We start from the raw sequence: 14,074 nt of genomic DNA on the forward strand, positions 1-14,074 counted from the left end.
CAGCGACGTGCATCATCCTCAAGTAAGATATGTTTCACATTCCATATAAACAATAAAATATTTTGAATTTCCCATTGGATAAGGAAATTTTTTCATATATGATAGAAAAAAATCCTACATACAGGAGAGAATACGATTCATGAAGAAATGGAAAGATATCCACCCCATCAGCTGGACAATTATAATCGGAACTATTTTCGGCAGGATGGCAACATCAATGAGCATTCCTTTTTTAGCGATTTATTTAACAGCCGTCCAAGGCACATCAGCTTCCTATGCAGGGCTGGTTATCGCTGCAAGCTCATCAGTCGGCATCCTTGCAAGCTTTTACGGCGGATATATCTCGGACAGATTCGGCAGAAAAAACATGATGCTAGTGTCCATTTTCGGCTGGATGCTGGTATTTGCAGGATTTGCGGCGGCATCTCATCTCTGGGTGTTTTTTGTGGTAAACGCATTAAACGGACTTTGCAAATCACTATTTGAACCCGCTTCAAAGGCTTTGCTGTCTGATATGACAGAAGAAAAAACGAGACTGCTTGTTTTTAATTTACGCTATGCAGCTATAAATATCGGCGTTGTCTTCGGACCGATACTCGGCCTGTATTTCGGCTCATCGCAATCGACCACACCCTTTTTGGCGCCCGCAGTCATTTACGGACTATACGGACTCGTGCTTGTTATCCAATTTAAAAAGCATCCATCCTTATCAGGATCAGGCCAATCCCAAAATATGAGCGTGCGGGAAGCATTTATGGTGACGCAAAAGGATCTTCTTTTTACAATTGCTCTGGTCGGCATTACGCTATGCACCTTCGGCTACTCACAATTCAGTTCCACATTTCCGCAGTATATGGCGCAGAACCCCTTGTTTGGCAATGGAACGAAACTGTACGGGCTGATGCTGACATTAAACGCAATCGTTGTGCTGGCAACGCAATTTCCCATCGTCCATTTTGCAAAACGTTTTTCGCCGCTTTGCTCCTTGATGTTCGGTAATGTGATGGTGAGTATCAGCATGGCCATTTTCACCGTATCACACGGTGTTTCATCCCTTGTGCTGATTGTGGTCACATTTACAATCGGCGAAGTGCTTTTATTCTCTATGATGGATTTGTTTGTAGACCAGATTGCAAAACCCGGGTTAAAAGGCACTTATTTCGGGGCCATCGGTTTTTCACAGCTCGGAAACGTCATCGGCCCTTGGATCGGGGGTATATGTATAGACCTATTTGGCGCTGGCAGGCCGATTTTTATTTTTTCTGTTCTGAGCGGGATCACCCTGCTCGGCCTGCCATTTTTGGCGTTCGCCTATCGGCAGATGAAAATGGGAATGACAAAACACCGGCCAGGGCTGGAAAAGCCGCTTTAAATTAAAAAACGGGAGAGAACCAATCTCTCCCGCAACAATAGGGTGATGAACACGAATATAGGCAAGGGGATGTTTCAGATTTTCGTATTTATTATGTTGCCGCTGTCATCTTTGCAGCTGTTACAGGCTTCAAGTACGCGAAGAACCGAAAAGCGCAGCTGGATCGCATTGAGGAAAAGCTTAACAGCCTGTCCGAAGACCATGATTAACCGCTTGGAGCAACGAGCTCTACCTTCATCCGGTCCGGATCCTCGCAATAAACGGCATAATGCCCGTCTCCTCCGGCAAAAGGATGGCGGTCCCGGTACAACACACGATAGCCTTTTTCCATCAGTTTTTCGGTCATCTGGTCAACTTGAAGCTTGGATTCAGCATGAAAGGCGAGATGGTTCAGCCCGACCCGGCATCTGTGGTATGCCGGCTCGAGAAATGGCTCTTTCGCCTGCACAATCACAAGATAAAAATGATCTTTCTTCCAGCTAATTCCTGAGCCCCATTTTTGATACTCTTTATAGCCAAGTTCTGTTAAGAACCATCCCCAAAACCGCCGAGACGCTTCCAAATCGGAGACATACAGTTCAATATGGTGCACGATATTACACCCGCCTTACCAGCACTTCTTCCACCTTATGCCCGTCCCCCTTACGCAAAATGAGATCGGACCTGAATTTAGTCGGCAAGATATTTTCATATAAATTAGGCCGGTTGACACTCTGCCAAATCGAAGCTGCCATCTCGTCAGCCTCCTGATCAGACAAGTCTTTAAATTTATGAAAATAAGAATCGGGATTTTGAAAAGCAGTTTCCCGAAGCAGACGAAAACGCTCTAAATACCATGTGAAAATCCGGCTTTCGTCCGCGTCCACATAAATCGAAAAATCAAAGAAATCGGAGACAAAAATACGCGGATCTTCCCGGTCATCCTCCAAGGTGGGCGACTGAAGAACATTAATGCCTTCGATAATCACAATATCGGCCTGTTCTACAATCTCGAACACCCCTTCCTCGCGGTCATAGGTGAGATGGGAATACACCGGAGCCTTTACTCTGTCTTTTCCTGATTTTAAGTCATTCAAAAATTCGAGCAACGCCTTTACGTCATAGCTTTCGGGAAACCCTTTTCGTGACAGCATATTTTTCTTTTTCAGCTCGGCTGTAGGAAATAAAAAACCATCTGTCGTGATAAGGCTCACTTTAGGGCGATCCGGCAAACGCGAAAGCAGCTTCTGCAATATCCGCGCCGTCGTGCTTTTTCCGACTGCCACACTGCCGGCGATGCCAATAATAAACGGAATTTTAGCTGAATGAGGGTGCTTCAAAAAAACATTGACATGCTTATTGCGCTCGGCGGCTGACTTCACATGCAAATGAAGCAGGCGAACAAGCGGAATATAAATCGTTTCCACTTCTTCAACAGATAAATAATCATTCAGCCCTTCCACGGCTTTTGCCTCTTCTTCAGATACAGCAATCGACAAATGTCCCCCAAAACCAGACCAAGACTCACGATTGTGCTGTGTATATAAAGTATGTAAGTTAAGCTCTTTATTTTTCACTGTTTACACCTGACTCTCTGTAGGTTAAAACCCTTACAAAGATTGTAACGGAAAACCCTTTCACTGTCTGCTTATTTTTTCAGCAAATCCGCACCGATTCGATTATAAGCGGACATCTCTTCTTTTGGAACCATGCTTCCTCCCGTTCCCCAGACGACATGTACGGCATGTTCCATGTTATGCTTCTGACTATATAGCCCTCCTTCTTCTGTCGAAAAAAGCTGAATGGGCCCGAACATGCCGGCAAGAGCAGAGGGCTCTAAATATTTACTTTCAGATACAGCCAGCATATGAAGCAAGGCATAAAGCGTATTGTCCTCTACGGTATAACAGCCGCTCAGCAGCGGTTCAATCAGCTTGCCCACAAACCCTGACGGCCTTCCCACAGCAAGCCCGTCAGCAGCCGTCCGATTATCCAGACCGATATCATGGACGGAAATCTTCTCGTGGAGGCCGGAATAAAGCCCCAGCAGCATACACGGTGAATGAGTCGGTTCTCCGAAAAACACATGGACATGGTCGCCGTATAAAAGCTTCAGCCCAAATGCCACACCACCCGGCCCTCCACCGACTCCACACGGCAGATACACAAACAGCGGTGTCTCCAGACTTGGCTGTATATTCATACAGTCGAGCTGCGTTTTTAATCGGCTGGCGGCAACAGCATATCCTAAAAACAGCTGACGGGAATGTTCATCATCAATAAAATAACAAAATGGATCTTGCTCCGCCTGCCGTCTCCCTTCTTTCACCGCTTCACTATAATCTGATTCATACTCCATGACAGTGACACCCTTTTGGCGAAGGAGATCCTTTTTCCACTGCTTGGCATCAGCGGACATATGCACTGTCACGCGAAATCCGAGTGTCGCACCGATGATGCCGATACTTAATCCAAGGTTTCCTGTCGAACCGACAGCGATCGAATAGCGGGAGAAAAACGCGGCAAACCGCTCTTCCTGTAAGATGCGGTAATCATCGTTTTCCTGAAGCATTCCTTCTTGAAGCGCCAGCATTTCAGCATGCTTCAACACTTCATAAATCCCGCCCCGCGCTTTAATCGATCCTGAAATCGGAAGTTCATGGTCGCACTTTAAAAGCCATCTTCCCGGAAAGAGCTGCTGATATGCCGCTTCCAGTTTTCCCTTCATATGCTGCATTTCAAAAAGCGGAGATTCGATTATTCCTTTGGCATCTTTTGTCTCAGGAAACACCTCGGCAATGTAAGGAGCAAACCGCCGCAGCCTATTTTCCGCTCCCGCTATCTCGCTTTCCCACTCATCTGCGTGAAATAACGGGCACTCTTTCTTGCCGGAATTTGCCCAGAATACAGGCTCTGCGTCAATCAGTTTCTGAATGAACGGATCTTTGAGCAGAACATGAAGGGCTTCTTGATTGATTGACATCCAATGATTCTCCCTTCCTCTATAAAAAACTGCCTGTGGGTATGCGAACAAGCCATCTCACCACAGGCAGTTCCACCATTATTTTTTCATAAGCACGCGTCCTGCCAGCTTTTCAACGAGAGCTGGAAACAGCTGATACAGCTTGGTGCCGGCATTCATGAAACGCGGAAGATTGATCTCCCGTTTGTTCGTGAAAATAGCAGCTGTAATGTGAGCTGCCACGTCATCAGGATCAAGCATCCAGCGGCTCACATTTTTGGCGTATTCCCCGCCTTTATCAGCAATGGAAAAAAAGTCCGTCTGAATCGGTCCCGGATTGACTGTTGTCACATAAATGCCTGTTTCCGCCAGCTCCATCCGCAAAGCGTTTGAGTAGCCGAGCACGGCATGTTTTGTCGCGGAATAAAGGCTCGACTTCGGTGTTGCAATTTTCCCCGCTTGAGAAGCGATATTGATGATATGGCCCTTTTTTTGCTCAAGCATATGCGGAAGCACCGCTTTTGTACAGGCGATCAGGCCGAAGACATTCACATCAAACATCGCTTTCATATCATCCAGCGTCGAGTCTAAAACTGTTTCAAATATACCGAAGCCCGCATTGTTAATCAGTACATCAACCGAGCCGATCTGACCGCGGACACAGGCTATATCCTCTAGGCTCCCGACATCCAGAGGGAAAATCTCACACTGTCCGCTCCATTCCTCGGTTATCTTCCTTTTAATTTCTATCAAACGCTCCTCACGTCTTGCCGACAGCAGGACATGGGCTCCTTCAGCCGCGCATAAGTATGCGATTCTTTCACCGAGCCCTCCTGAAGCGCCGGTTATCCATATCCGCTTTCCTGCTATATGCTTCATCCATTTCACCTCTTCATTGTTCTAAAATATGCAGTATTTCCTTCCCAATATGACGTGATGGATTCTTCAGCCGCCAACACATCAAGATGCCCTGCCGTTTCTGACATCGTTAAAAATAAGTCCTTTTCATACACAGCAGGAAAAAGCTGCTGGCAAACCTGAAAAGCGGTCATCGGCTTTTCATCCAGCATGCGCCGTACCTCCTCCGTCCTGTTCCTCTGCTTGTCAAAACGCTTCTCTATCAGCGCCTGTACGTTGGTGATCGTCTCGCCGTGGCCGGGAAACACGATTGTTGGATCAAGTTCAGACAGCCTTCGCAATGACCGCTGATAATCAACTAAAGGCTTTGATCTTATGTCTCCCGTTTTCGGCGCTTCCAAAATCGGATTAGACGAGCTGTTGGCCAGTAGAAGATCGCCACCAAGCATTCTACCGCTTTTTTCATGGAAAAGAACAATATGCGATTCAGCATGTCCAGGCATCTCCAAAACAGTCCAGCCCCCAAGCCCATCAACGCTCATCCCTTCTCTGACTGTTTTCGTCAGGGATCTCGTACAGGAAAACGCGTACGCTGACCGAATCAGCTTTTCTGTCTTTCCCGTATCAAACGGAACGCCTAATTCAGGCAGAAGCTTTTGAAAAAAACATTTTTGCCAATCTCTAAAAGCTTGATTTCGGCTGATATAAGGTTCGTTGAACGGATGCCCAATCACTTCGATTTCATCAGAAAAGGCATCAAGCAAGCCTGCATGATCAGCATGATGGTGAGTCAGTACAACCTGCTCGATATCTGACATTTTCACATTTACAGCGGCAAGCTGCTCTTGAAGGGCTCTAACAGCCTCTTTTGTATTCGGCCCGGCATCGATAAGTGTCAGCGCATCACCTTTTACGAGATAAACGATAACATCGCCCACAGCAAAGGGTGTCGGGACGCGGATCGTAATAACATCTGCAGTTGTCATCCTTTCGCTCCTTGTCTTCATTCATTACTCATATTTTAGCTTTTTCTCAGTCTTGTGTCATTATTGCCGAATGAGAAAGTCCCTTTTTGAAAAAGCTATTGACATGAGCTTGTCCGCCATTGCATAATGAACAACAAACTAAAACGAGAACCATTGGAACGCTATGACGAGTATACAAGGCAATGGCCTAAGAGAGCGATGCCCCCGGCTGAAAGGCATTGCGGTCCGCTTGTTTGTAGAACCTGCCCTCAAGTCGCGGTTAGGAAAACCTAAACGTTTCCCTCGTTACGAGATTAGAGCTGAGCACAACTTGTGCTAATGAGGGTGGTACCGCGAACCTTTTCGTCCTTTACGTGATGAAAAGGTTTTTTGCTGTTCTGATTAAAGGAGGATATCAATGAAAAAGATAGGATTTGTCGGCGCCGGGTCCATGGCAGAAGCAATGATTAACGGTATTTTGCAAAGCGGCATCACAAAACCAGAACATATCTATATCACAAACCGCTCAAATGACGAGCGTTTGATTGAATTAAAGAAAACGTACGGCGTGTGTCCCTGCAGAGATAAAAATGAGTTTTTCACTCAAACCGATATCATCATCCTCGCTTTTAAACCGAAGGACGCAGCGGAAAGCATTGACAGCATCCGTTCGTATATCAAGGGCCAGCTTGTGATTTCAGTACTTGCAGGTCTTACCATCGAAACTATTCAGCACTATTTTGGCAGAAAGCTCGCGGTCATTCGCGTCATGCCTAATACATCTGCAGCCATCCGCAAATCAGCAACCGGATTTTCCGTAAGCGCTGAAGCAAGCCAGGAAGATATGACCGCCGCAAAAGCTTTATTGGAAACAATCGGTGATGCCACACTTGTTGAGGAACGGCATCTCGACGCTGTCACGGCAATAGCCGGCAGCGGCCCGGCCTTCGTGTACCGTTATATTGAAGCAATGGAAAAAGCGGCGCAAAAAATAGGATTGGATGAGGAAACGGCAAAGGCTCTGATTTTGCAGACAATGGCAGGGGCAACAGATATGCTCCTTCAAAGCGGCAAACAGCCCGCAAAACTGCGCAAGGAAATCACGAGTCCGAGAGGCACAACAGAGGCAGGTCTTCGCGCTTTACAGGACTCACGCTTTGAAGAAGCGATTATTCACTGTGTTGAAGAAACCGCTAAACGCAGCGCCGAGATTAAAGAGCAGTTTTCCGGTGCCGCTTTAGAGACGTAAGCCTAGACAGAAGGGACAATGCCTTCTGTCTTTTGTTTTTCCTAAATCAGCCGGCTGGCAGTTTCTGATGGTTTTAATAGCGCGGAGATCGTAAATGAAAGCAAATCGGGAAGCACTTCAAAGGAATAAGGCATATACAGCCTTTCCGTCCATTTGTGCGGGTCTTTTCCAGCCGGACCGACATTTAAAACCGGGATATATAAAGCCTGATCTTTGCCGCTTGGCAGTGAATATCCTCTATTAAAGAGCGGCATATTGCTTGTGTATGCGTCGACTTCCTGCTTTTCGAGCTGTAGATAGCTTAAGTCTGAAAGTCCCGGGAAATACTGAACCTCCTGTAACGCAATGCCGTATCTGTCAGCCGCATAATGCATAAGCTGATCAGCTGTATTCCTAATCAAGTGATCGTCCTTTGAAGAAACCGCCGGATAAAACGGCGGGCTGTAAAAAAGAACAATCAGCGGCGCATCCTCCTTACAAAGCGAAGCAAGCTCAGATACCATTTTCGTCGAAAAATCCCTGTCCCCAAGATCTCCCCTGTTGGCAAAGGCATAATTCAGAACCCGCTCTATTTCAGAGTTTCCGGCACGCTTTCTCGCACGCGCGGCCAGCTCATCAAATGTCAAAACAGAGACGTCGCGTTCCATCGGCGTAAACGACTCAAATTGCTGAAAATCCTGTGTTTTCTTCCTAATATTCGCGGTTATTTCTCTCGCCGCCTGTTCTGCGGTTTTAAGCAGCATCTGATGCAGTTCATTGGCTGAGCGTTTCATGGACAGCACATTAAATAACGTGACAGCTGTATGCGGTGTCTGAACAGAATACGCCTCTTTCAAGTCCTTTTGCATTAAGTTTACCGGCGGCGGGGTGACTTCACCTTCAACCTTCTCGCAATAATCAGAATTCAGTTCAAGCAAGCGGTTAATCTCCGATACCATTAAATTTGCGTTTATGCCTGAAAACGGCTCTCCGACATGGGTTTCAATCCCCTTGCAGAAAAATCCCGCAAGCACCTTGCCGATACTTCCTGTATAAATATATTGCTGCTGGTCGCCGGGAAATTTTTCGAACATCGGTTCAGCATTCAGACAAGCGGAAAATGAGAGATCATGCTTTTTCTCCATTTCCTTCAGTACAGGAACCGCTTCAATCATGCCTCTCGAATTCACTTCCTCGTCAGGAACCGTAATCAACAGCAGATTGCCTTCAAATTGGCCGTTCATTGCCCGCTCCAGCATCGACAGCTGAACGGCAAGCCCTGCTTTCATATCCATCGTGCCTCTTCCGAACAGCCAGTCTCCGCTTTCAGCGTCTGTTCTCACACGTTCCGGAAGCAGCTCTTTTTTCTCTAAAAAGGAGCTCAAAAGCTCAGCAGGCTTACAAGCCATATGTTTGAATTCTCCGTAATCCTCTATGTCCACGACATCAAAATGGCTCAGCAAAAGCACTGTCTTTTTGACATTCTTCTTTTTGACAAGAGCCGTAAGAAAGGATCTGCCGTCGTCCATCGGATGAAGTGTTACATCATCAGGATGTTTTTGAAAGTAAGGCTTGTCTTTCAAAATAAAATAAAGATATTCTGCAAGTGCTGCCTCTCCCTTCGAACCGGTGATGCTTTCGTATTGCACAAGAGAAGTTAAAAGGGTCAGCAATTCGTCCTTCGTCTGCCAATTCATCGATCTCCGCCCCCTCCTATGTATAAAAACGCTTCTAACTTGAAAAATAATATGATTATATATCTATTATACAGAAATGTTTGACAAAAACGGATCTTTTGAGCAGTTTATATGACGGGAAAGAAATGACTTGATATAATCAACCTCTAAAAACCTTACGGGAGGCGAAAGAAATGGCCAGAAAATTATTCACACCGATTACCATTAAAGATATGACGTTAAAAAACCGCATTGTCATGTCGCCAATGTGCATGTACTCTTCTCATGAAAAGGACGGAAAATTGACGCCGTTCCACATGGCACATTACATATCGCGCGCAATCGGCCAGGTCGGGCTGATTATTGTCGAGGCATCAGCAGTTAATCCTCAAGGACGAATCACAGACCAAGACTTAGGAATTTGGAGTGACGAGCATATTGAAGGCTTTGCCAAACTGACTGAGCAGGTTAAAGAACAAGGCTCAAAAATCGGCGTTCAGCTTGCCCATGCCGGACGTAAAGCAGAGCTTGAAGGAGATATTTTCGCTCCATCGGCGATTGCGTTTGACGAACAATCAGCAACACCTGTAGAAATGTCAGCAGAAAAAATAAAAGAAACAATCCGCGAGTTCAAACAAGCGGCTGCCCGCGCAAAAGAAGCCGGCTTTGATATGATTGAAATTCATGCGGCGCACGGATACTTAATTCACGAATTTTTATCTCCGCTTTCCAACCATCGCACAGATGAATACGGCGGCTCACCAGAAAACCGTTATCGTTTCTTAAGAGAGATCATTGATGAAGTCAAACAAGTATGGAACGGCCCTTTATTTGTCCGTGTATCTGCTTCTGACTATACAGATAAAGGCTTAGACATCGCCGATCACATCGGTTTTGCAAAATGGATGAAGGAGCAGGGTGTTGACTTAATTGACTGCAGTTCAGGCGCCCTTGTTCACGCAGACATTAACGTATTCCCCGGCTATCAAGTCAGCTTCGCTGAGAAAATCCGTGAACAGGCCGACATGGCAACTGGTGCTGTCGGCATGATTACAGACGGTTCGATGGCTGAAGAAATTCTGCAAAATGGACGTGCCGACCTCATCTTTATCGGCAGAGAGCTTTTGCGGGATCCTTTCTTTGCAAGAACAGCAGCGAAACAGCTCAATACAGAGATTCCGGCCCCTGTTCAATATGAGAGAGGCTGGTAATGCCCACAAGAGATATCCTCAAACGGATATCTCTTTTTTTATTTTTAGAGAAACGATCAGCTCAGGTTCTCCGTCTCCCTAGTAGAACCAATTAGAGGAGATGACTCCAATGAACTCAGCTTGGATGGAAAAGACATATACAATTGACGGATGTGCGTTTCATACACAACACCGGAGAGGATCAAGCGGTGTAACGATTGTCTTTGAGGCCGGCTACGGTACTTCTTCTGAGACGTGGAACCCATTAATAGCGGACATTGATGATGAATTTGGCATTTTTACATATGATCGGGCGGGAATAGGAAAAAGCGGACAAAGCAGCGCTAAACGAACAGCTGAACAAAAAGGGGAAGAATTGGAGAGTTTGCTTAAAGCAGCAGATGTAAAACCTCCTTATCTGGCTGTTTCACATTCATATGGAGCTGTCATCACCGGTTTATGGGCTTGCAAAAACAAGCGAGATATTATCGGCATGGTTCTCCTTGATCCAGCTTTAGGAGATTGTGCAAGCTGCTCCTTTATTCCTGAAGAAATGCACAATGCTGATACAAGAAAGATGATGCTTGAGGGCACACATGCAGAATTTTCAAGAAGCCTGCAGGAGCTCAAACGGAAGCAAGTCCATTTGGGAAACATGCCTCTCCTTGTGTTGTCATCGGGTGAACGGACTGAGAAATTCACCGCTGAACAAGAGTGGCTAAACATGCACAGCAGCATATTGTCTCTATCTCATCAAAGCGGCTGGATTCAAGCTAAAAACAGCTCTCACAACATCCATCATGATGAACCTCATATCGTTCATTTGGCTATTTATGATGTATGGTGTGCAGCGTGCCAGCAGGCTACTCCACTTTATCAGGCAGTCAATTAACATAAAAGAAGACCGGGTATGTACGCCCGGTCTTCTTTTCTATTATTTCGTTTCACGATGAAGGGTATATTTCTTTAAACGCGGTGAATATTTTTTCAGCTCTAAACGATCTGGATTGGTGCGTTTGTTTTTTGTTGTGATGTAATTCCGGTCTCCCGTTTCAGTGCAGGCTAAAGTAACATTGACTCTCATATTAACATCTCCTTATAAAGCGTAATGATTACGTTTTATTATACAACATAATTACAAATTGTCAAATAAGAGCTCTTTGCCTCAGCCCCGGGGGACGTTTACCTCTAAGAAATCATAAGCCGCTACGCTGTTCGGGAAAACGTCATCCGCTTCTTTCTGAAGCTCCAGAGAGGCATCTCCCTGATATCTGGCGCTGATATGGGTTAAAATGAGCTTCTTCGCCCCTGCTTCTTTCGCTGTTACGGCTGCTTGTTCCGTTGTACTGTGAAAATAATCATAAGCAAGCTTCCGATCTTCCTTAGCAAAGGTCGCTTCATGAACAAGCACATCACAATCTCTTGCAAGGTCTTTTAGCTTAGCACTTACTCTCGTATCTCCGGAAAATACCACAGCCCTTCCCTTCTTAGGAGGCTCCAGAAAATCATTCCCATTGATGATGCGCCCGTCTTCAAGCGTTACCGTTTCGCCTTTTTTAATTTTTTGATACACAGGCCCGGGCGGGATGTTCATTTCCTTTAATAAATCCGCCTTTAAGGAACCAGGCACATCTTTTTCCTGCACACGGTATCCGAAAGCTTCCACTCCATGAATAACAGATACGGCCGAGACCATAAACTGCTCGTCTTCAAACACGATTCCTTCTTCGATTTCCTTGATCATAAGCGGGTATGTCAGATGGGTTTTCGTGACGGCGAGGCTTGTTTCAATAAACGCCTTGATCCCTTTAGGTCCGTACACCGTCAGCTCGTCCTCTCCCCCTTGAAAAGAACGGCTCCCCAGAAGCCCTGGAAGTCCGTATACATGATCGCCGTGCATGTGGGTAATGAAGATTTTTTCGATTTTACGTGGTTTAATCGTGGTATGTAAAATTTGATGCTGTGTGGCTTCCCCGCAGTCAAACAGCCATACCGAACGTCTTTCTTCAAGCAATTTTAACGCCACCGACGTTACGTTTCTCGCCTTAGCGGGAATGCCGGCTCCCGTCCCTAAAAAAAGTAATTCCACATTTCCTTCCTCCTACTAGAACTAGTTACCTACAAGAATACAGGATCATGCGTAAAATGTGAATCTTGCCTCTGAAAGGAACAATCCTTTTGTTCTAGAGACATTTTTACGGTATTCTGCAAAAAAAGGGGCTGAAATGTTTGCTTTCGTTCAATTTTAGATTTAAAATGAAGAAAATATACGGGGTGTACTAAAATAAAGCTTCGAATAAAGTGAGGTACTTTTAGTGAAAACAAACCAACAACCAAAAGCAGTAATTGTCATATTCGGCGCAACGGGAGATTTAGCAAAACGAAAACTGTATCCGTCTATCCACCGTTTATATCAAAACGGACAAATCGGAGAAGAGTTTGCAGTAGTAGGAGTTGGAAGAAGACCTTGGTCTAATGAGGATCTTCGCCAAACGGTTAAAACATCCATTTCCTCATCTGCAGATAAACATATAGATGATTTCACGTCTCATTTTTACTATCACCCGTTCGACGTGACAAATCCTGGCTCTTATCAAGAGCTTAACGTATTGCTTAACCAGCTGGAAGATACATATCAAATTCCGAACAACAGAATGTTCTACTTGGCAATGGCTCCTGAATTCTTCGGGACAATTGCAAAAACATTAAAATCAGAAGGTGTGACAGCAACAACAGGCTGGTCCCGCCTTGTCATTGAAAAGCCGTTCGGCCATGATCTGCCAAGCGCACAGGCACTGAACAAAGAAATCCGCGAAGCGTTTACAGAAGATCAAATTTACAGAATCGACCATTACCTAGGCAAACAAATGGTTCAGAACATTGAAGTGATTCGATTTGCCAACGCGATTTTCGAACCGCTTTGGACGAACCGCTACATCTCAAATATTCAAATCACATCTAGCGAATCACTTGGCGTCGAAGACCGTGCGAGATATTACGAAAAATCAGGCGCCCTGCGCGACATGGTGCAAAACCATATCATGCAAATGGTTGCCCTTCTTGCAATGGAGCCGCCGATCAAATTGAACACAGAAGAAATCCGCAGCGAAAAAGTGAAGGTGCTGAGAGCACTGCGCCCTGTTGCAAAAGACGAAGTAGATGAGTATTTTGTACGCGGACAATATCAAGCCGGTGAAATTGACGGTGTGATGGTCCCTGCTTATACGGATGAAGATAATGTCGCTCCTGACTCAAATACAGAAACCTTTGTTTCAGGAAAGCTCTTGATCGACAACTTCAGATGGGCTGGTGTTCCATTCTATATCCGCACCGGAAAACGAATGAAAGAAAAGTCCACGAAAATCGTCGTTCAATTTAAGGACATTCCGATGAACCTGTACTACGGCAATGAAAACAACATGAATCCAAACTTGCTCGTGATCCATATTCAGCCTGACGAAGGCATTACGCTTTACTTAAATGCTAAAAAGCTCGGCGGAGCAGCACACGCGCAGCCAATCAAACTGGATTACTGCAGCAATTGCAATGATGAGATGAACACCCCTGAAGCATACGAAAAGTTAATTCATGACTGTCTTCTTGGAGATGCAACAAACTTTGCACACTGGGATGAAGTTGCCCTGTCTTGGAGCTTTGTCGACTCCATTTCTGAAACATGGGCAGCAAACAAAACCTTATCTCCTAACTATGAGTCAGGCTCTATGGGACCGAAAGAATCAGATGATCTTTTGGCGAAAGACGGCTTGCATTGGTGGAATATATAATAGAGAAAAAGCCGAAAATGCTCAAAAGCATTTTCGGCTTTTTTTGCAGCTGTCAAGAC

General features: G+C 45.5%; 13 protein-coding genes. 5 read left to right on the forward strand and 8 right to left on the reverse strand.

What is annotated here, in order from left to right; all coding sequences use genetic code 11:
• Nucleotides 1-139 precede the first annotated feature (139 nt).
• A complete protein-coding gene (locus V6D41_RS00900) occupies nt 140-1,372 on the forward strand; it encodes an MDR family MFS transporter (protein ID WP_333516968.1) in 1,233 nt (410 codons plus the stop codon).
• A 205-nt stretch (nt 1,373-1,577) separates the two neighbouring features.
• Here V6D41_RS00900 and V6D41_RS00905 read toward each other — a convergent pair whose 3' ends face one another.
• From V6D41_RS00905 to V6D41_RS00925, 5 genes are all read right to left on the reverse strand, one after another.
• Nucleotides 1,578-1,964, reverse strand: a complete 387-nt coding sequence (locus tag V6D41_RS00905) for a VOC family protein (RefSeq protein WP_333516969.1) — start codon at nt 1,962-1,964, stop codon at nt 1,578-1,580.
• A gap of 4 nt (nt 1,965-1,968) precedes the next feature.
• Nucleotides 1,969-2,928, reverse strand: coding sequence for a type I pantothenate kinase (gene coaA, locus V6D41_RS00910; protein WP_087990627.1), 960 nt, complete (start codon nt 2,926-2,928; stop codon nt 1,969-1,971).
• A gap of 71 nt (nt 2,929-2,999) precedes the next feature.
• Nucleotides 3,000-4,334, reverse strand: coding sequence for a D-serine ammonia-lyase (gene dsdA / locus V6D41_RS00915; protein ID WP_333516970.1), 1,335 nt, complete (start codon nt 4,332-4,334; stop codon nt 3,000-3,002).
• Nucleotides 4,335-4,412: 78 nt separating this feature from the next.
• Complete coding sequence (locus V6D41_RS00920) at nt 4,413-5,192, reverse strand: SDR family oxidoreductase (RefSeq protein WP_333516971.1); 780 nt, start codon at nt 5,190-5,192, stop codon at nt 4,413-4,415.
• Nucleotides 5,193-5,197: 5 nt separating this feature from the next.
• Nucleotides 5,198-6,157 carry an MBL fold metallo-hydrolase gene (locus tag V6D41_RS00925; RefSeq protein WP_333516972.1) on the reverse strand — a complete coding sequence of 320 codons (960 nt, stop codon included), beginning with the start codon at nt 6,155-6,157 and terminating at the stop codon, nt 5,198-5,200.
• 397 nt (nt 6,158-6,554) lie between these two features.
• On the opposite strand from V6D41_RS00925, the gene proC reads away from it, so the two are divergent.
• On the forward strand, nt 6,555-7,385 hold the full coding sequence (gene proC / locus V6D41_RS00930) for a pyrroline-5-carboxylate reductase (RefSeq protein ID WP_333516973.1): 831 nt from the start codon (nt 6,555-6,557) through the stop codon (nt 7,383-7,385).
• A 41-nt stretch (nt 7,386-7,426) separates the two neighbouring features.
• Here the strand turns inward: proC and V6D41_RS00935 are convergent, their stop codons facing one another.
• Nucleotides 7,427-9,061: a M20/M25/M40 family metallo-hydrolase gene (locus tag V6D41_RS00935; RefSeq protein ID WP_333516974.1), complete on the reverse strand. Its 1,635-nt coding sequence runs from the start codon at nt 9,059-9,061 to the stop codon at nt 7,427-7,429.
• 173 nt (nt 9,062-9,234) lie between these two features.
• On the opposite strand from V6D41_RS00935, the gene namA reads away from it, so the two are divergent.
• Nucleotides 9,235-10,251, forward strand: coding sequence for an NADPH dehydrogenase NamA (gene namA, locus V6D41_RS00940; protein WP_333516975.1), 1,017 nt, complete (start codon nt 9,235-9,237; stop codon nt 10,249-10,251).
• A gap of 109 nt (nt 10,252-10,360) precedes the next feature.
• Nucleotides 10,361-11,122: an alpha/beta fold hydrolase gene (locus V6D41_RS00945; RefSeq protein ID WP_333516554.1), complete on the forward strand. Its 762-nt coding sequence runs from the start codon at nt 10,361-10,363 to the stop codon at nt 11,120-11,122.
• 42 nt (nt 11,123-11,164) lie between these two features.
• On the opposite strand, the gene rpmG is transcribed toward V6D41_RS00945, so the two are convergent.
• Both rpmG and rnz read right to left on the reverse strand, forming a co-directional pair.
• Nucleotides 11,165-11,314: a 50S ribosomal protein L33 gene (gene rpmG, locus V6D41_RS00950; RefSeq protein ID WP_003226511.1), complete on the reverse strand. Its 150-nt coding sequence runs from the start codon at nt 11,312-11,314 to the stop codon at nt 11,165-11,167.
• An 81-nt stretch (nt 11,315-11,395) separates the two neighbouring features.
• On the reverse strand, nt 11,396-12,319 hold the full coding sequence (gene rnz / locus V6D41_RS00955) for a ribonuclease Z (RefSeq protein ID WP_333516976.1): 924 nt from the start codon (nt 12,317-12,319) through the stop codon (nt 11,396-11,398).
• Nucleotides 12,320-12,545: 226 nt separating this feature from the next.
• Between rnz and zwf the strand changes: the two genes are divergently transcribed.
• On the forward strand, nt 12,546-14,015 hold the full coding sequence (zwf, locus tag V6D41_RS00960; RefSeq protein ID WP_333516977.1) for a glucose-6-phosphate dehydrogenase: 1,470 nt from the start codon (nt 12,546-12,548) through the stop codon (nt 14,013-14,015).
• Nucleotides 14,016-14,074 lie beyond the last annotated feature (59 nt).

The sequence above is a fragment of the Bacillus sp. 0102A genome (assembly GCF_036765155.1).
Classification (GTDB): domain Bacteria; phylum Bacillota; class Bacilli; order Bacillales; family Bacillaceae; genus Bacillus; species Bacillus subtilis_G.

What these genes read in the sequence shown, in the direction of transcription:
- V6D41_RS00900 (WP_333516968.1), top strand. Translation starts at nt 140, where the DNA reads ATGAAGAAATGGAAAGATATCCACCCCATCAGCTGGACAATTATAATC.
- dsdA (WP_333516970.1), bottom strand. Translation starts at nt 4,334, where the DNA reads ATGTCAATCAATCAAGAAGCCCTTCATGTTCTGCTCAAAGATCCGTTC.
- V6D41_RS00920 (WP_333516971.1), bottom strand. Translation starts at nt 5,192, where the DNA reads ATGAAGCATATAGCAGGAAAGCGGATATGGATAACCGGCGCTTCAGGA.
- V6D41_RS00925 (WP_333516972.1), bottom strand. Translation starts at nt 6,157, where the DNA reads ATGACAACTGCAGATGTTATTACGATCCGCGTCCCGACACCCTTTGCT.
- proC (WP_333516973.1), top strand. Translation starts at nt 6,555, where the DNA reads ATGAAAAAGATAGGATTTGTCGGCGCCGGGTCCATGGCAGAAGCAATG.
- V6D41_RS00935 (WP_333516974.1), bottom strand. Translation starts at nt 9,061, where the DNA reads ATGAATTGGCAGACGAAGGACGAATTGCTGACCCTTTTAACTTCTCTT.
- namA (WP_333516975.1), top strand. Translation starts at nt 9,235, where the DNA reads ATGGCCAGAAAATTATTCACACCGATTACCATTAAAGATATGACGTTA.
- V6D41_RS00945 (WP_333516554.1), top strand. Translation starts at nt 10,361, where the DNA reads ATGAACTCAGCTTGGATGGAAAAGACATATACAATTGACGGATGTGCG.
- rpmG (WP_003226511.1), bottom strand. Translation starts at nt 11,314, where the DNA reads ATGAGAGTCAATGTTACTTTAGCCTGCACTGAAACGGGAGACCGGAAT.